At 44.0% G+C, this 18,793-nt stretch carries 12 protein-coding genes; 7 read left to right on the top strand and 5 right to left on the bottom strand.

Annotated features, from left to right (window positions below; genetic code table 11):
* Window positions 1-72 precede the first annotated feature (72 nt).
* On the top strand, window positions 73-1,806 hold the full coding sequence (locus tag VB836_RS11120; protein WP_323219400.1) for an alpha/beta hydrolase: 1,734 nt from the start codon (window positions 73-75) through the stop codon (window positions 1,804-1,806).
* Window positions 1,807-1,813: 7 nt separating this feature from the next.
* Window positions 1,814-3,082, top strand: a complete 1,269-nt coding sequence (gene codA, locus VB836_RS11115; protein ID WP_323219399.1) for a cytosine deaminase — start codon at window positions 1,814-1,816, stop codon at window positions 3,080-3,082.
* A gap of 84 nt (window positions 3,083-3,166) precedes the next feature.
* On the opposite strand, the gene VB836_RS11110 is transcribed toward codA, so the two are convergent.
* Together VB836_RS11110 and VB836_RS11105 are read right to left on the bottom strand one after the other, a co-directional pair.
* Window positions 3,167-3,709 carry a hypothetical protein gene (locus tag VB836_RS11110; RefSeq protein WP_323219398.1) on the bottom strand — a complete coding sequence of 181 codons (543 nt, stop codon included), beginning with the start codon at window positions 3,707-3,709 and terminating at the stop codon, window positions 3,167-3,169.
* A 221-nt stretch (window positions 3,710-3,930) separates the two neighbouring features.
* A complete protein-coding gene (locus tag VB836_RS11105) occupies window positions 3,931-4,371 on the bottom strand; it encodes a hypothetical protein (protein ID WP_046281167.1) in 441 nt (146 codons plus the stop codon).
* A 327-nt stretch (window positions 4,372-4,698) separates the two neighbouring features.
* Here VB836_RS11105 and sat point away from each other — a divergent pair, with 327 nt between their 5' ends.
* The 3 genes from sat (at window position 4,699) to VB836_RS11090 (ending at window position 9,818) form a co-directional block, all read left to right on the top strand.
* Window positions 4,699-5,865 (top strand): sulfate adenylyltransferase, encoded by a 1,167-nt coding sequence (gene sat, locus VB836_RS11100; protein ID WP_046281166.1) that lies wholly within the window; start codon window positions 4,699-4,701, stop codon window positions 5,863-5,865.
* Window positions 5,866-6,323: 458 nt separating this feature from the next.
* A complete protein-coding gene (locus tag VB836_RS11095; RefSeq protein WP_323219397.1) occupies window positions 6,324-8,678 on the top strand; it encodes a caspase family protein in 2,355 nt (784 codons plus the stop codon).
* Window positions 8,679-8,816: 138 nt separating this feature from the next.
* On the top strand, window positions 8,817-9,818 hold the full coding sequence (locus VB836_RS11090) for an S-layer homology domain-containing protein (RefSeq protein WP_323219396.1): 1,002 nt from the start codon (window positions 8,817-8,819) through the stop codon (window positions 9,816-9,818).
* 61 nt (window positions 9,819-9,879) lie between these two features.
* Here the strand turns inward: VB836_RS11090 and VB836_RS11085 are convergent, their stop codons facing one another.
* The 3 genes from VB836_RS11085 to pdhA all read right to left on the bottom strand — a co-directional run bounded on the left by VB836_RS11085 (window position 9,880) and on the right by pdhA (window position 13,544).
* Window positions 9,880-11,475, bottom strand: a complete 1,596-nt coding sequence (locus VB836_RS11085; RefSeq protein WP_323219395.1) for a bifunctional metallophosphatase/5'-nucleotidase — start codon at window positions 11,473-11,475, stop codon at window positions 9,880-9,882.
* A 143-nt stretch (window positions 11,476-11,618) separates the two neighbouring features.
* Window positions 11,619-11,963, bottom strand: a complete 345-nt coding sequence (locus VB836_RS11080; protein ID WP_323219394.1) for a DUF4926 domain-containing protein — start codon at window positions 11,961-11,963, stop codon at window positions 11,619-11,621.
* A 540-nt stretch (window positions 11,964-12,503) separates the two neighbouring features.
* Window positions 12,504-13,544: a pyruvate dehydrogenase (acetyl-transferring) E1 component subunit alpha gene (pdhA, locus tag VB836_RS11075; RefSeq protein ID WP_046281162.1), complete on the bottom strand. Its 1,041-nt coding sequence runs from the start codon at window positions 13,542-13,544 to the stop codon at window positions 12,504-12,506.
* Between the two features lie 359 nt (window positions 13,545-13,903).
* Here pdhA and VB836_RS11070 point away from each other — a divergent pair, with 359 nt between their 5' ends.
* Together VB836_RS11070 and VB836_RS11065 are read left to right on the top strand one after the other, a co-directional pair.
* Window positions 13,904-16,228 (top strand): IMS domain-containing protein, encoded by a 2,325-nt coding sequence (locus VB836_RS11070; RefSeq protein WP_323219393.1) that lies wholly within the window; start codon window positions 13,904-13,906, stop codon window positions 16,226-16,228.
* A gap of 473 nt (window positions 16,229-16,701) precedes the next feature.
* On the top strand, window positions 16,702-18,793 hold a 2,092-nt coding region (locus VB836_RS11065; RefSeq protein ID WP_323219392.1), incomplete at its 3' end, for a DUF4912 domain-containing protein.

Genomic DNA, 18,793 nt, shown 5'->3' with positions numbered 1-18,793 from the left:
AGGAAAATAAACGTTACCCCTGAAAATTTCTCAGTATTCATTCTGAATTACTCTTGACCGGATTCCTTGCCCATGAAAATTCACAACCCAGATCCCAAAAACAGCAAAGGTAAGCCAACTGAGCGATTTTTATTTCGGTATATCGTCAAAAGTGGAATTCTGGGGATTCTCGCTGCCCTTTTTTCAATATTACCCACAAATGCAGCAGAACGAGTCTATCTCTCTTTTGCCTCAGCGAATGTTTCAGTTTCAGTAAAAGCCTTAGAAGTCTACGCAAAAGAAGGAATCGTTAACGATCCTGAACTCCAACGTTATCTGCTTCTCCTCAGTTTAGAAGATCAAGAACAGTTTCGGAATCTACTCCTAGAATCCTATAAATTTGATCCACTGATGGTCTCTCAATTTCTCAATTCTCCTACGGGTCAAATCTTTTTAGATAAATTGGGAGATTTAATTCAAGCCAAACTGAATGAAAAAGGAACAATTACCCTGAGAAATGGTTCCGATGCCATCCGAACCGCCTTTATCGAAGCTTCACAAGATCCAGAGGGATTAACCCCACTGAATATCCTGCATTATTTCCCCAGTGAAGGCATTCAGGTGAATACTCAATTGCTGTTTGAGTTACGCGATCAATTCCAAACTTTATCGAAAGAAACTGAGGCAGTGATCGCCAAAGTTGTGAAATTATCGACAGATGAAATTGCCTTAGAACCCTTCCTAGATTACACTCAAAAACCCGATATTCGACAGCCTGGACCTTATAGCACTTTAAAACGAACTATCCTTCTCCAAGATCACAAACGCTATCGAAAAATGTTGGTGGATGTTTATCTTCCCACTCCTTTCAATCAAGTTCATCAAGGACAACCCAATTCAATCCCCGTTATCGTTTTTTCTCACGGTTTAGCTGCCAGTCGAACCGATTATGCTATTTTGGGTGAACATTTAGCTTCCTATGGATTTGTTGCCGCCTTAATTCAGCATCCAGGCAGCGATACAGACCAAATTCAAGCCTTATTATCCGGACGAGCATCTGATGTGTTCAAAGTCTCGGAATTTATTGATCGACCCGCAGATATTAGCTTTTTATTAGATGAACTCGAACGTCGCAATCAAACCGAATTTGAAGGTCAATTAAATTTAGAGAAAGTCGGTGTAGCAGGTTATTCTTTTGGGGCTTATACGGCTTTAGCAATTGCTGGTGCAGAGATTAATTTTGAGAATTTACAAGCTGATTGTGCAGCTAAATTTGACTCCATAAACCTCGCTCGATTATTCCAATGTCGCGCCTTAGAATTACCTCGAACAAAATATCACTTCCGAGATGAACGAGTTAAAGCCATTATGCCAATTAATCCCGTTAATAGCAGCATCTTTGGAGAACAGAGTTTAAGTCAAATTCAAATACCAATCTTGTGGAAAACCAGTGGAGAAGATAAAGTCACACCCGTCGCTTGGGAACAAGTTCGATCCTTTACTTGGCTGACAACACCTGATAAATATCTGATGTTAGCCGAAGGTGATCATCATATTAACCTCAACCTAAGTATGATGAGTCAGGCGGTGAGTTATTCATTGAAAGAAATTGTCGATCCAGTTCCCCTAACCATTAATAACTATACGAATGCTATCGGCTTGGCATTTTTCAAAGTTTATCTCGAAAATGATCAGTCCTATTCTCCTTATTTACAAGCCGCTTATGCCAAAGCGATCAGCGAAGATGCTTATCCATTAAGTTTAGTCCATTCTGTTACTGCCGAACAGTTTTTTCAAGCCATTCAACAAGCCAAACAGCAAGGTTAAATTCCTCATGTCTACTCAACTTTATGATCTAATTCTCCGAAACGGTTCTTTACTGCGATCGCCCAGTCAAATAGAAACGGTTGACATCGCAATTTCCGCCGGAAAAATAGCAGTGATAGCAGCATCTATTAGCGAATCAGCCCAACAAGAAATCAACTTACAAGGTCAACTCATTAGTCCTCCCTTTGTAGAATCTCATATTCATTTAGATTCGGCTTTAACCGCAGGAGAACCCCGTTGGAATCAGAGTGGAAGCCTGTTTGAAGGGATTCAAATTTGGGAAGAACGTAAACAAAATTTGACAATAGAAGATGTGAAACATCGGGCAATTTCTACCCTCAAACAGCAAGCCCAACAAGGGGTTTTATGGGTTAGAACTCATGTTGATGTCAGCGAGTCAAACTTAACCGCCTTACAGGCTTTATTAGCCGTTCGAGAAGAAGTAAAAGACTGGATAACGCTGCAAATTGTAGCCTTTCCTCAAGATGGAATTTATAGCCGCCCCGAAAATGAATTATTACTCGAAAAAGCCTTAGATTTAGGAGCGGATGCTGTTGGGGGAATTCCTCACTATGAATTAACCCGAGAAGATGGAGTTAAATCGGTTCATCGAATTTTTGAACTTGCCCAAAAATATGATTGTTTAATTGATATTCACTGTGATGAAATTGATGATGACCAATCTCGGTTTTTAGAAGTTGTTGCTGCTTGTGCCATTAGAACAGGAATGGGCGAAAAAGTTACAGCGAGTCATACAACAGCTTTTGCCTCTTATAATAATGCCTATGCGTTTAAATTGATGGGGTTATTAAAGCGATCAAATATTAATTTAGTTGCCAATCCTTTGATTAATATTACCCTCCAAGGTCGTAACGATACCTATCCCAAACGCCGAGGCGTGACGCGAGTTAAAGAATTATGGCAACAGGGATTAAATGTAAGTTTAGGGCATGATTGTATTCAAGATCCCTGGTATAGTTTAGGAACAGGGGATTTATTAGATGTGGCTCATATGGCGGTTCATGTGTGTCAAATGACTGGAATGGCAGAAATAGAAGCCTGCTATAATATGATTACTTGGAATGGTGCAAAAACACTTTCACTCGCTGAAGAATACGGGGTAGAAGTCGGTCAACCCGCGAGTTTTATCATCTTAAATGCGGACAATCGTTTTGAAGCCATTCGCAAACGCTCAACTGTTCAGTATGTGTTTTCTCAAGGTAAATTATTAGTCGAAACTGAACCTGAAAAAACGATATTTCATGCAACATCCTGAGCTTTTTTAGAACAAAAAAATAGGAGCAAGTTCCAAAACCTGCCCCGACTTTGGGGATGAAAAAATTACAAATTGAGGCATCAATTAATAAACCACTCTTCTTCTATACTGCTCGTAGGGATTTTGCGGATCAACTTGGTAATACTGATCATTCTGAGTTCGATCATTACGACGATCATCATAGCGACTGTCTCTATTACGATCATTACGACGATCATCATAGCGACTGTCTCTATTGCGGTCATTACGACCATCATATCGTCTATTAAAACGATCATTTCGATCATTAGAGTCGTTATAGCGTTTTTTCCATTCTTTTTCTTCTCGATCAAGTTGCTTATCGAGTTCCTTGTGAGCATCCCGAATCACTTGCTCTTTCTGTTTCTGAGATAAACGAGAATTGTGAGGTTTGTTCATTTCATTGTTCACCTGACGGTCAAGTTCGCGATGACGATCATCTCGATATCTTCTCCAAGCATCATCCCGACTGTCGGCGATTAATACTCCTTCTGTTTCTACCGGGTTTTCAGAGGTACGCAAGGTAGGAGTCCCCGGCGGAGGAGATGCGACGGCGGGAATGGCTGAACTTGTGGCAAGCAAAAGTGTAGCGATGGCAATGCGTTTCATATTCCCCCCTTTATGGAGTGTGGATGGATTGACTGAATTTATATTTCTACGATAAGATGTGAAACCCAGTTTTGCCTTCACCTGTTGAGATGAAGTTGGCAATTGACTTGTACCATGCTCTCTAATATACATCTTCAGTCGAAACGGCACGCCAAAATGTTCCCATCGCCAAATTGGGCAGATTCTCTACCTGCCCCGTTTGTCTCTTGGTTTTAAGTGAATTATTTTTTCTGTTGCTGATAGAAACGTAATACTTTTTGAGTGTAGTCAGCGATCTGACCATTATTGTATTGGTTGGGATCTCCGGTCATCCACCAAGATGCCGCTCGCCGGATCGCCACATCTTCGCTATTGCCACTGTTGGGATATTCTTGCTTGAGGACATCTTCCATCACACAGCCTAACACTTGTCTGGCTTTGCTATCATTGGCTTCAAACTGAGCAGGGGTCATTTCTTGACCGATGCAGAGTCGAGACCAACGAGGAATATTATCAGGTTTAATCTGCCAGTCAGTGTAAAGTCCATCATTTTCTGTTCCCGTTTGAGGCGCCGCCAAACGTAAAGCCTCAACTAACGCCTGCACTTGGCTATTAGACACCTGAGCCTGAACGGGAAGCATCCATAGCAACAGAAGCGCAAACAGTTTCCAATTGACTCGCATCGTTCACTCCTTTACCCTGATGTCCTGAGTCCACATTGACTCATTTTTACGATACCTGTTTTAGCACACTTGTAAATCTATCCCCCGACAGATCGGGATCGCTTTTCGGGAACTCGAACCCTCGAGCTTGACAAATCTTACCAAATAGGGTTTTAGCTTTCAGAAGGATAGAGAGTCGGCAAATTTAGGGATAAACAGGGGTTTTTTCGAGAAATTATCCGAAAATAGGTACGTTTAGATAGAGACAGTGTTCGATAACAGGTTAAGATGGAAAGTTAGAAAAACTTAATAATTTTCACAACTTGTCGTTCACCTAGAGAGGTTCCCTTGAGTCAGCAGAAAGACGCAATTGCTCCCCACGGCGGAGAACTGATTAACCGCATTGCCTCCCCAGAGCAACGGCAGGAATTTATCGAAAAAGCAGACTTCCTGCCCCGAGTTCAGCTTGATGAGCGATCGCTGTCTGATTTAGAAATGATTGCTATCGGTGGATTTAGTCCTCTGAGCGGCTTCATGGAACAGGCAGACTACGAAACCGTTGTCTCTCAGATGCGCCTGAGTAACGGTTTGCCTTGGGCAATTCCGATTACCTTATCCGTTAGCGAAGAAGTCGCTACTCCCTTACTCGAAGGAAACTTAGTTCGTTTAGACTCTCCTTCTGGCAAGTTTGTCGGTGTACTCAAACTCACCCAAAAATACACCTACAACAAAGAAAAAGAAGCCCTCAACGTCTATCGGACAACCGATGAAAAGCACCCAGGTGTTAAAGTCGTCTATGAACAAGGGCCGATCAATTTAGCAGGCCCGGTTTGGTTACTTCAGCGAGATGATCATCCTCTATTCCCCCAATATCAGCTCGATCCTGCTGTATCTCGGGCTTTATTTTGGGAAAGAGGCTGGAAAACCATTGTTGGTTTCCAAACCCGTAACCCCATCCACCGCGCCCACGAATACATCCAGAAATGTGCCTTAGAAACCGTTGATGGCCTGTTTCTACATCCGCTCGTGGGAGCAACCAAATCCGATGATATTCCAGCCGATGTGCGGATGCGGTGCTATGAAATTTTGATGGACAAGTATTATCCCAAAGAACGAGTGATTTTGGCAATCAATCCCGCAGCCATGCGCTATGCAGGCCCACGGGAAGCGATTTTCCATGCAATTGTGCGGAAAAACTACGGTTGTACTCACTTCATTGTCGGTCGAGATCATGCGGGTGTGGGTGACTATTATGGCACCTATGATGCTCAACATATTTTCGATGAGTTTGAAACCTCGGAGTTGGGTATTGTACCGATGAAGTTTGAACACGCCTTCTACTGTACCCTCAGTGGCGGTATGGCAACCAGTAAAACCAGTCCGAGTACCCCTGAACAACGGATTCACCTCTCGGGTACCAAGGTGCGGGAAATGTTGCGTCGGGGTGAACTGCCCCCTCCGGAGTTTTCTCGTCCTGAAGTCGCGGCGGAGTTGATCAAAGCCATGCAGGCTTAAGTCTGTTACTCAGACTCAGATGCAGCGCTTTTGAGTTCAACAGAACTCCCCTTAATCCCCTTACTGATTGGAAATCTCCCCATTGGCTGAGAATCAACCTCAGTGTTATCCTTTTGCTGTGTCAGGGTGCATCAAGGATTAGGGGGATGATCAATTGAGCTTGAATGGCGTTGAGAACTGGTAAAATATTATATAAAATAAGCAAACCCAATCACAGAGCAACCGATCTAAGATGGGTTATCAAGCATCACAGCATAAAAAAACAGATAGCGGTAGCCTAGAGGAAAGCAAATCGAACATTTGCCAACTTTACGCACCAGGAAAACCAATCTTATTAACAAGCGACCAGAGGAAACCCCAAGGAACAATCTTTGAGCCTCCTCGCCTTAGTATGGTATTGAATAAAGCGAAAAAAGTGAGAAGTTTTCAGCAGCAGGGTAGGATGTCAGGGAGAGAGAATGGGACTAAAACGACGGGAATTTTTGCAACGGGCTAGTCTATTACTAACTGCACTGGGAATTAGTGAAACACAGTGGTGGCTGATGAGCGATCGCTACTACCAAGCCCTCGCCCAACCCACTCGGCGGAAGTTAGCATTGCTGGTGGGAATCAATCAATATCCAGGCGGGAGTAGCGGTTTTGAGCCGTTGCGAGGGTGCGTTACAGATGTGGAATTGCAACGAGAACTCTTGACTCGTCGCTTTGGTTTCCAAGATTCAGATATTATCACGCTCAGTAATCTCGAAGCCACCCGCGAAAATATTGAAAATACTTTCCTGACTCATCTCAGCCAACAGGCAAAACCCGGGGATGTTGTTGTTTTTCATTTTAGTGGCTATGGCAGTTCGATTCCTCATTTCAACTCTAGTAATCATTCCTCAACGAGTCAGAATGCCTTGGTGCCAATTGATGGTTCCCCTTCGGCTCAGGAAAATGGCGAGATTAATGACTTGTTAGAGGATACCCTCTGGTTACTACTGCGATCGCTACCAACTCATCAAGTGATCACGGTACTCGATACCAGCTATGTTTATCCGGGTGTCAGTCAACAAGGTGCTTTTCGGATTCGTTCCAGTGGAAGTCCCAACATTTCCCAACTCTCTCAAGCTGAACTCGCCTTTCAAGAGCAACTACTATCTCAACTCAATCTTGACCGAGAACAACTCGAAAAACGCCGTCCCAATCAATTTCCCGGTATTGTTCTCAGTGCAACCAAACCCTCACAAGTTGCTGTTGAGATGAATCGGGAGAACTGGAGTGCAGGACTGTTTACCCATACCCTCACCCAAACCCTATGGTCTGCATTTCCCAGCGATCGCCTACAATCGTGTTTAATTCAAGTGGCAGGTACAGTCGAACAAACGATGGGTGCTGCTCAACAGCCTCAATTTTATCAAGAACTCAACTCAGCTACAGAATTGCCATCCGAACATCGGCTAACACTCAATCGTCTATTCTCTCAAGATCAACCCGCAGACGGTGTAATCAAAGCGATCGAAGAGAATGGTAAAACAGCTAAATTACTCCTGAGCGGTCTACCCGCATCGATTTTAGACTATTACGAAGCCAACTCTCTTTACACCGTTGTACCGGACTCTCAATCACAGACTAGCGCCATCCTGACTCAACTGGTGATTCGTTCTCGAATGGGTTTAACAGCTAAAGCAACCCTGCGAAGTATAGGTGGGGTCAATTCCTCCGTTGTACCCGAGATTTTAGTCGGACAGCGCGTTCAAGAATCGATTCGTGTCCTGCCTCGCCAAATCAATTTGAAAGTTGCCTTAGACCCTAAACTGGCTCGAATTGAACGGGTAGATGCCACCAGCGCTTTCTCAGGGATTCCTCACGTCTCTGTTGTCACCCCTGAACAATCTAGCGATTATATTCTAGGGCGGGTGCGAGACACAACGATTGCTCAGAGTCCCTCGGCTCCCTTACCTTCTTTGTTTCAAGGTCGCTACGGTTTATTCTCAATGGGTCAAGCTGTGTTACCTGAGAGTATTGGAGAAGGGGGAGAAGCCGTGAAAATCGCGGTACAGCGACTCGTTCCTCAACTGAGAACTCGACTGGCGGTTAAACTCCTGAGTCTGACGCTCAATGATCAATCTTCCTTGATGAAAACTCGGGCAACTTTAGCTTTACTCTCCCCTCAAGCCAAGGTTTTAATCAGCCGAGAAACCCCTCAAAAACAGGCAGAAGAAAATCCTATTCCCACCGAAGCCAAAGACAGTTCACCGCCTTCTGCATCCCCTACCCTCACGCCTTCTGTCAGTCAGGGTATTGTCTCGGTTCCTGTCGGGAGTCGTCTGCAATATCAGTTGCAAAATAACGGCAATTTGCCCTTGTATTTTATCTGGTTTCATCTCAACACTCGCGGACAAGCTTACCTTCTTGATCTCTTGCTTGATGAGTCGGAAACCGATGAGAATTCCACAACTGAATCTCGACAGCAACGGGTTGTTCCGGGTAAAATTCTCAGTCTGCCTCCCACCCCTTCCTATACAGATACTGCATCAACGGAAATGTTAGGAGAAATAGTACGGGGGCCGACGGGATTGGCGGAAACCTATTTGATTTTGAGTCACTATCCTTTCACTCAAACCCTGAAAGTCATTGATCAAACAAATAAGTCTGGAGAAGGTAATACGAAGTTTCGGATGTTATCGAATCCCCTAGATGTGGCGGAAGCGATATTAGAGGATTTAAACAAAGCCAGTCAGCTTGGCGTTGAACGGGCTGGAATTTCGACCGATTCTTTAGCTTTAGATATTAATGCTTGGGCGACATTTAATTTTATTTATCGCGTTGTTTAAATATCAGTCTTTACCACTGTTCCCTATTCCCTATTCCCTATTCCCTGATAACTGCTAACTGGTCACTGTAAACTGTCTTCACTGGTCACTGGTAACTGGTCACTGTTCACTGATTACTGTTCCCTATTCCCTAATAAAATGTTTTCAGATATTGAAAATCACTGGGCGAAATCGAGTATTCTAGCTTTAAAAGAGCGATCGCTTGTTCGTGGCTATCCTGATGGCAGGTTTCGTCCTCAAGCTTCTCTAACTCGGGCGGAGTTTGCCTCCCTAATGTGTGGGGCGTTTCCCCAGGCGAAGGCAGTACGAGAACCGATCTCCTTTTCAGATGTTCCCCAAAGCCATTGGGCTTTTGAAAGTATCCAAACCGCAACAAAAAAGCAGTTTTTTAGCGGATATCCCGATGGCACTTTTCGCCCCGAACAACCCATTCCGAGAGTTCAAGCGATCGCCGTTTTAGTCTCTGCCCTCTACATTCAGTCTGAAGCTGAACCGATGGCAATTTTAAATCGAAATTTTGAAGATGCTGGAAACATTCCTAACTATGCCAGAGGGGTAGTAGCTGCGGCAACTAAACGGGCTATTATACTCAATTTTCCCAAAATTCGACAACTAAACCCGAATCAAAATTCCACACGGGGAGAGGTGGCAACGTTGTTGTGTCGGGCGCTAAAAATTGATGCTGTTCCCCGTCAGTATATTGTGATTGATGTTCCCGAAACACGGAAAAAACGGCAGATATTTGGTGAATCTCCAGAGAAGATCGCTGAATATTTTGGTCATCCCCTTCAAGAAGAAGTCAGAAATAACGATTTTGTGGTTAAATATCCTTTTGATCGTCATCCCGGTATCCGGTTTGAAATTACGTTTCAAGATAACCAAGCTACTTATATATTATATCAATTTTCTCCCGATTTTCCCGATTTTACAGGGATATACTCTGATGATACTCAGAAGTTGTTTGAAGTCATATTTGGTTATAAAAACCCCATCTATCGGCAGATTAGTTCCAGTGGGGGATGTGGCTTTTATAGTACAATAGTTTGTATGGGAGATGGCATTCAACTCAGTACCCTTGAAACTGGAGTTGGTTTAACTGAACGAGCATTTCAGTTAGACCCCGCCTGTAATAATCCATAAAAATAGAGGTCTAAATTTAGACCCCCAATAATAATTAGTTTTCAGTCGATTGCCGAACTATTTAAGATAATGCGTTTTTCTGCATAATTCGGTTTTCAGCATTGAGATTTAAAGGGGATTGATTGCGAATATAATCAATCACAACATCGGAGAGTAAATATCCCGTATCAACTTGATTTTCACCCTCTTTAAAAATATCGTAACCATCCCCTCCACCCATCATAAAATCATTCGTGACAACCCGATAGGTTGCATTGAGATCGAGAGGTTTTTCATTGCCTTTTTGATCGCGAATTTGTACTGAAACAATTCGAGAACCCGCAGGCGCTTTAGAATTCCAACTTAACCGAATTCCAGAAACATGAGGGAAGCATCCGTCTCCTTGTTCAACTCGACTCACGCCATGTTCTAAGGCTTGTTTAATTTGGCTTCCGGTTAAATCAAGTCGAGTCACCGTATTTCCAAAGGGTAACACTTCTAAAACTTGACCGACTGTGACTTCACCTGCGGGAATACTGGCTCGAATTCCTCCTCCATTAACAATCGCAATTTCTGCGTTATCAACGCTCATTTTCGTCAAAATGGCATCCGCAATTAAATTCCCTAAATTCGTTTCTTGGGTGCGAATATTCGCGCGATCGCCATCTAGTTTTACAGTTGTTTTTCCGATGACTTGTTGACGTAATTCATCAAGGGGTTTTTTGAATTCATCCAGTTGACCAATAAAGGTTTCGTCGGGTTTAATATTATCATCAACAGCATGAGGTGAACCTTGCCAATCAATTAAACGACCCTTGCTATCAAAACTCACCTGTAAATCCCCTAAATATTTCCCCCATTCCCAATCGGTAACGAACAAAACAGTGTCTCCATTTGGAGTTTTTTCAACTACTGGATAGGGTTCAGTTGCTCCTGGCATATTGCCTAAAGGGGTGTGAGAATGTCCGCCGATAATAATATCAATTCCATCGACTTGACGGGCTAATTCTAGGTCGTTAGAAAAGCCCAAATGGGTGAGGGCAATAATTTTATTCACGCCCTGTTTTTGTAACGCTGCAACGGCTTTTTTCGCCGCTTCTACTTTATCGATGAAAACAACACCCTCTCCCGGACTCGATAACAGGGCTGTTTCTTCAGTTGTTAAGCCGAGAATCCCGATTTTTTGACCTTGAATATCTTCCACAATCCAAGGTTTAATTAAACCCGACAAAGGGGAATCTGATGCCACCTCAATATTAGCAGATACCATTGGAAATTGAGCTTGTTTGATAAAGTCTGCAAGAACTTGTTGACCCTTATCAAATTCATGGTTTCCAATGGCAACGGCGGCATAATTCAACTCATTGTAAAAGGGTAAATCCGCTTCACCCAAATATTTATTGAAATACAAAGTTCCTTGAAAAATATCCCCCGCATCTAATAACAATGTGGGGGCTTTATCCTCACTCCGAAGCGAATCAATTAAGGTTTTGCGTTGAGCAATTCCGCCAAGATTAGTATCGCCGACTTCAACTGCTTCTAGGTGAGCATGATGATCATTCGTGTGCAGAACTCGCAGACTGAACTCCTGGGGACGAGTTAAAGCGTGATGAAGTGCAAGCCCCATTAACATCGCCCAGATAAACAAAACGATGTATGTACGCCTTGTCCAATTCATAGTAACTCCTGGTTGATTATTTTTGGTTTGACAGGGTTCTGAGTAGGCTTTTTCTCTCTGTCATCTCAAAAATCCGGAAGCTTTGAGCATCAAATAAAAGTGCAACTTGCTACCGGAGTCCCCGTTGCGATCGCAGCCTTTCTTTACAAGTCTACCTGAGATTGTTTAGATTGGGAAATAAATTGCGGATCATCCGGTGTAATTTCAAGAACTTTATAATCAATATCCTGATAAACTGTTTTTAAATGTTCTTCTTCTGCGGTTTTGCTGATCACTTTAAATTGTTCGGGATAAAGCAATACATTCTCATAATCAAAGCCTCCGAATGCAGCTTCATCTTTAATCTTTAAATCAACGCCATAGCCTTCTTTGGGGCGTTCATAATATTCTGTAACGGTGCCAATTGTTCCCTTGGGAATCAAGCGCTTGCTAAATTTTTCGTGAATATCAACTAAAGTTTCAATGCGATCGTAAATTTGGGCTTTCATCGGTTTTTGATTGAGAAGACTTGAGTGATTTAGCTCATCAGATTGGCGAAACTTGATTCCCCGTTAAACGGTTAGGATTGGCGCTCGCTATCTCGTCACTTTTGAGGCTAGGTCTATCTTATCTGATTGTGGGGTCAATTGCATCAAAAGTGGAAAAATTTACGACTGTTCCTAAAGAGTTGTTTCTCATTGTCTCTCTACCCGTTAAGAATAGTCCCACTTCGGCTCGTTTTTACACTCAAAATCCTGTAATCTGAGAGAAAATCATCAATGATTGTGCTGGTGATTTAGGCTTTTTGTTAGACTTAGAAGGCAAACAATGATCAGATTATTCTAGGGAATTGGGTAAAAGATATAGCAGAAGTCAGGAGACACCGAGACTGGAGACAGAATTGAAACCTTTATCATAAAAGGATTTGACAGAAAAACAGTGTCCTAATCAACTCTTTCTCTGCTATAGAAAAAACACGAAGACACTCATACAAAGTAAAAACCTCTGTGCCTTCGTGTCTTTGTGGTAAGTTTTATTCAATTTTGAATTTATTGATCTTCGGCAAACACAAAACGATAAAGTTCACTCGGATCAGGTTCAGCACTCTTTTCAGCAAATTCGACCGAATCATTAACAACCGCTTGTATTTTATGGTCGATTTCTTTTAATTCTTCAGCTTCAACTAACTGATGTTCAGTCAGATGATGAGCTAACTTTTTAATCGGATCACGAGAAAACCAGAACTCTTTTTCTTCCTGATCTCGCAGTTCATCGGGATCAGCCAGAGAATGACCTCGGAAACGATAGGTGAGGGCTTCAATTAACGTCGGGCCTTCACCTGCACGGGCGCGGGCCACCGCTTCTTTCGCCAAAGTATGAACCGCTAAAACATCCATCCCGTCTACTTCATATCCCGGCATCCCAAACGCCGGGCCTTTTTTATAAATTTCGGGATCAGAAGTCGCCCGTTCGTGGGCCATCCCAATCGCCCATTTATTATTTTCGACGACAAAAAGAATCGGTAATTTCCAAAGGGTTGCCATATTCAGACATTCGTAGAACTGGCCATTATTGCAAGCCCCATCCCCAAAGAAACAAGCGGTAACTTGATCTGCACTTTCATCACCGAGGGCTTCCCGGCGATACTTCGTTTGAAACGCCGCCCCCGTCGCCACCGGAATTCCCTCAGCCACAAAAGCAAAACCACCCAGAAGTCTGTGTGGGCCAGAGAACATGTGCATCGAACCGCCACGACCTTTAGAACATCCCGTTTCTTTACCAAACAACTCAGCCATCACTTCTCGGGCTGGAACCCCAGCACTCAAGGCATGAACATGATCGCGGTAGGTACTGCACACAAAATCTTCATCCTGGCGCATGGCTTTAATAATGCCACTCGAGACCGCTTCTTGACCATTGTAGAGGTGAACAAAACCGAACATTTTGCCTCGGTAGTACATCTCCGCGCATTTATCCTCAAACAAGCGGCCCAAAACCATATCTTCGTAGAGGGTTAAGCCTTCTTCTCGGGTAATAGTAGCGTGATCAGCCTCAAAAGTCGGTAATGTACGTTCGCGTTCAGAAACCATTATTGCCTTATACCTGTGTAAGAATGTTTAGAGTTCAACCGACCGATGCCGGAGCGACGAAAGTCAAGTCCCCCAAGCCACTTAACTAAGAGGGGGAATTCTGCTGATTCGTTAAAACTATTTTAAGCCGTGATTATCCATAGCGCGACAGAGAAAGATTCTGGTACACTAATCGGGTAGCAAAAATAACTGACAACCCCAGCACTGAGGTCATACTCAAGACGGAAGTACAGGGATTAACGTTGTGAACTGGTCGATATTGGAAAAACTGAACCGAGTGTTTGAAAAAAACACTCCTGATCAGAGACAAACTTCGCTAGTATAGCTACATCAGTCGCTCGCTGTTGGGGAAGTCGCCCGTGCGTATTCCACTTGATTATTACCGAATCTTAGGCTTACCAATCCAGGCTACTGCTGAACAGTTGAAGCAGGCTCATCGTGATCGCACCCTGCAACTTCCCCGACGGGAGTATTCAGATGTGGCGATCAAATCGCGCAAGCGATTGATTGACGAAGCGTATGGGGTGCTATCCGATCAGGATCAGCGTCAGGCTTATGATATGGGTTTTCTCGCTAAAACCTATGATCACCAAGATCCAAAAACTCATTCTCCGGGTCGAACTCCAGTCTCACCAACCTTGGCTTCCGAGTCTACCGTTGATGCTCATACGCCGAGCATTGAAATCGATGACCAGGATTTTGTGGGTAGTTTGCTTGTGTTGCAAGATTTGGGAGAATACGAGCAGGTTGTCAAGCTCAGTCTGCCCTATTTGAGCAATGGTAGTATTGGCCTCAAAGACGGTCGCTTTGGTGATCCCGAACTGATTGTGCCTGATGTCATTTTAACCGTCGCTCTAGCCTACCTAGAGTTAGGTCGCGAACAATGGCAACAAGGTCAGTATGAAAAAGCGGCTGAATCATTGGAAACGGGTCAAGAGATTTTATTGCAACAAAATCTGTTTGCCAGTCTCCGAGGGGAAATGCAAGCAGACCTCTACAAACTACGACCCTACCGCATTTTAGAATTAGTGCAGCAGCCTGATGATCAAGTTGCTGAACGCCGCAGAGGATTGCAACTGTTGCGAGAAATGCTGCACGAACGCGGAGGAATTGACGGTCACAGTGATGATCAGTCCGGTTTGAGTGTTGAAGATTTTCTGCGCTTTGTCCAACAATTACGTCGTTATTTGACGACCACCGAACAACAGACGATTTTTGAAACAGAAGCCCGTCGTCCCTCGGCAGTAGCCACCTATTTGGCTGTTTATGCTCAAATTGCCCAAGGCTTTGCCAACAGACAACCCGCTCTGATTCGGAAAGCGAAACTAATGTTAATGCAGTTGGGTCGGCGTCAGGATGTGCATTTGGAAAAGGCGGTGTGTTCCTTATTATTGGGTCAAACCGAAGAAGCCAGTCGCGCCTTAGAATTGAGCCAAGAGCGTGAACCCATTGCCTATATTCGAGAAAATTCTAAAGATTCTCCCGATTTATTACCGGGATTGTGTCTCTACGCTGAACGGTGGCTGCAAGATGAGGTTTTTCCCCATTTTCGGGATTTAGTCAATCATTCAGTCTCTCTGAAAGATTATTTTGCCGATGAACACGTTCAGTCTTATTTAGAATCCCTATCGACGGAGGTGGGAACGGCGAATGAGTGGGTGGTGGTACAACCTCGTCGCAACTCAGGTACTGGGGTGGGTACGCCTCAAAAACCGACGTTAGGCCCTCAAAGCGAGTCTGTTAAAACGACCGCATCCTCGACCAGTGGAACGACAGCAAAAACCGCCGCGATCACACTCACCTCTTCCAAGGCGCAAGCCTCTACTTCACCTCCCAGTGGGGTTTCTAGCTCTGAACCCCGTTCTTCTAAGTTGAAAAGTGAGTTACCTTCGACTAAGCTCCAAGACCCAATAGAGCTGTCACAAGCGTCCCGTCAGATGCCCCCTAGAATGACTGAACCGATGCAGAGCAACTCCTCTAAGCCCCAGGAGTCTGTTTCGTCGGCTAGTACATCTTCAACCAAAGTATCTGCTCCATCATTAGGTCAGGAGAGTTCGACTGAACGCCGTTCAACTTCCGGGCGACGTAGCTCAAATAATAAGTTTGATCCAGCCAAGCTACGTCGTCTACTCCTGTTCGGTGCGATTGGCATTTTGGGGTTATGGTTAGCCTGGTTAATTCTCTCTGCTTTTTGGAATTTGATTTCAGGTGCCTTTGGAAGTGGTGGACAGCAAGCGATGGTAAAACTGGACGCGCCGCCAGTCACTATTCCTCAGCCTGAGCAGATCAACCCCTTGGCGGCGGATCTCACTCCAGAAGTTGCTCAACAGGTTGTTCAAAAGTGGTTAGATACAAAAGCTGCGGCGTTAGGGCCACAACACCAGATCGAAGCATTACAGCAAATTTTGGCTGATCCGGCTCTCGCTCAGTGGGTGACGATCGCACAAAGTATCAAATCAGAAGGTTCTCATCGCAATTACCAACACAGTTTGACTGTCAATGATGTTCAGGTCGATTCCACTAATCCAAATGAAGCGGTTATTGAGGCTCAAGTTAGTGAGACAACTCGATTCTATCAAAATGATCAGCTTCTTGATTCTCGCGACGAGACACTACGGATTCGATATCAGTTAGTTCGACAACAGAATTTGTGGCGGATCGAAGATTGGCGAGTTGTGCGATAAACACAGAACAGGTTACAGGTGACAGGGGACAGGGGACAGAAAATAGTGAAAAACCTAATAACTGGTAAGGCTAATTCATGAATCACCCCTACCAAACTGATAACTGCATAACTGAAAACTGTAAAAACTGGTCACTCTCTTACAAACTTTGCTACCGACGGAAACCGCCGGGTCGCAAGTTTGCGCTGATAACTGTTAACTGATAACTGTAAGGGTGGGTTTAGCGACAATGATCGCAATTAAACCCGCCTTTTTTTTGATCCCGTATTCCCTCAAATGTCATGTTTTCCTGACAATACGATCCCCGATTTGCCTATAAATCCGTACATTTACTTATAATTTGTGGAATTCCCCCCTTGACCGCCAGAAAAATTTTCTGCAATATGTTCGGTAAATAAGCGATCCCCACGATCCCAAAGAAAAGCTACAGATACACCTACCTGTTGTTGTTACAAGTGGAGAGCATAAAACTCATGGTAAAAGAACGTCCCCCCTTAGAAGAAATGACATTGAGACAATTGCGTAAAGTTGCCAGTGAATATGGAATTTCGCGTTACAGTCGAATGCGGAAATCACAACTTTTAGCTTCTATTCAAGAAATTGAGCATCAAAGATTGGGATTGTCTAACCCATCACCCTTAATCCTCAAATCCCAAGAGGAGGTAGAAGCGGCTAAATTTTCAGTCGGCTTAGGAGAACAAATAGATGAAGTTCTGTCATCTGTAGATGAGGGTTTAATCGATTTACCCATCGGATATGGCTTGAGTCGAATTGTTTTGATGGCCAGAGATCCCGAATGGGCTTATGCTTACTGGGATGTCTCAAGCGAACACAAGGAAGAACTTCGCCGTCAAGGTGGACAACAACTCGCTCTGAGAATTTACGATGTCACAAAGATTAACCTTGAATATCAAACTCCTCATAGCATTCAGGAATATCCCTGTGACGAACTCGCTCGGGAATGGTATGTACCGATTCCTGTTAGCGATCGCGAATATGTGATAGAAATTGGCTATCGTTGTGCAGATGGTCGTTGGTTGACATTAGCTCGTTCTGCGGCGATTCGTATACCGCCCATTTATCCCTCAGAGTGGATTGAAGATCAATTCATTACAGTATCCTGGAATGAAGAATTACAGGGTAAAATCTTTGCAGAACTAACACCTCCGACTCAACCAGGAACTGATACAGAAGATCGTCTCTACAAGGAAATTTTTGGTTTAGATGACTTAGAAGCTAAACGGGTTGCAGGTTCTTTGTTTGGTTCAATGCACCAAGTTCCCTCACACGAAGAAACTGTTAGTTCCTATGTCTTCCCTTCAGGTGTTGGTCAATGGGCTTCCGGTATTGGTGAACGGGTATCTGGTATTGGCTTAACTGCTTCGGGAGTCGGTTTAACTGCTTCGGGAGTCGGTTTAACAACTTCGGGAGTTGGTTTAACTGCTTCGGGAGTCGGTTTAACAACTTCTGGTGTTGGTTTAACTGCTTCGGGAGTCGGTTTAACAACTTCTGGTGTTGGTTTAACTGCTTCAGGTATCGGACAAGTGATGTCAGGTGCGGGTATCGGACAAATCATGTCAGGAGTCGGTTTAACTGCTTCTGGAATGGGTTTAACGACTTCTGGAGTTGGCATCGGACAAATCATGTCAGGAGTTGGTTTAACTGCTTCTGGAATGGGTTTAACGACTTCTGGAGTTGGCATCGGACAAATCATGTCAGGAGTTGGTTTAACTGCTTCTGGAATGGGTTTAACGACTTCTGGAGTTGGCATCGGACAAATGATGTCAGGAGTTGGTTTAACGACTTCAGGTATCGGACAAGTGATGTCAGGTGCGGGTATCGGACAAATGATGTCTGGTGTTGGTTTAACTGCTTCTGGAATGGGTTTAACGACTTCTGGTGTTGGCATCGGTAAGTCGATGTCAGGAGTTGGTTTAACGACTTCAGGTATCGGACAAGTGATGTCAGGTGCGGGCATCGGACAAATGATGTCAGGAGTTGGTTTAACGACTTCAGGTATCGGACAAGTGATGTCAGGTGCGGGTATCGGACAAATGATGTCAGGAGTTGGTTTAACTGCTTCTGGAATGGGCTTAACGACTTCTGGTGTTGGCATCGGACAAATGATGTCAGGAGTTGGTTTAACTGCTTCTGGAATGGGCTTAACGACTTCTGGTGTTGGTATCGGTAAGTCGATGTCGGGAGTTGGTTTAACGACTTCTGGAGTTGGTATCGGACAAATGATGTCTGGTGTTGGTTTAACTGCTTCAGGAATGGGTTTAACGACTTCTGGTGTTGGCATCGGACAAATGATGTCAGGAGTTGGTTTAACTGCTTCTGGAATGGGTTTAACGACTTCTGGTGTTGGTATCGGTAAGTCGATGTCAGGAGTTGGTTTAACGACTTCTGGAGTTGGTATCGGACAAATGATGTCTGGTGTTGGTTTAACTGCTTCTGGAATGGGTTTAACGACTTCTGGTGTTGGTATCGGTAAGTCGATGTCAGGAGTTGGTTTAACGACTTCTGGAGTTGGTATCGGACAAATGATGTCTGGTGTTGGTTTAA

Source organism: Limnoraphis robusta BA-68 BA1 (assembly GCF_034932365.1).
Classification (GTDB): domain Bacteria; phylum Cyanobacteriota; class Cyanobacteriia; order Cyanobacteriales; family Microcoleaceae; genus Capilliphycus; species Capilliphycus robustus.
This window is presented reverse-complemented; position numbering and strand designations above follow the sequence as displayed.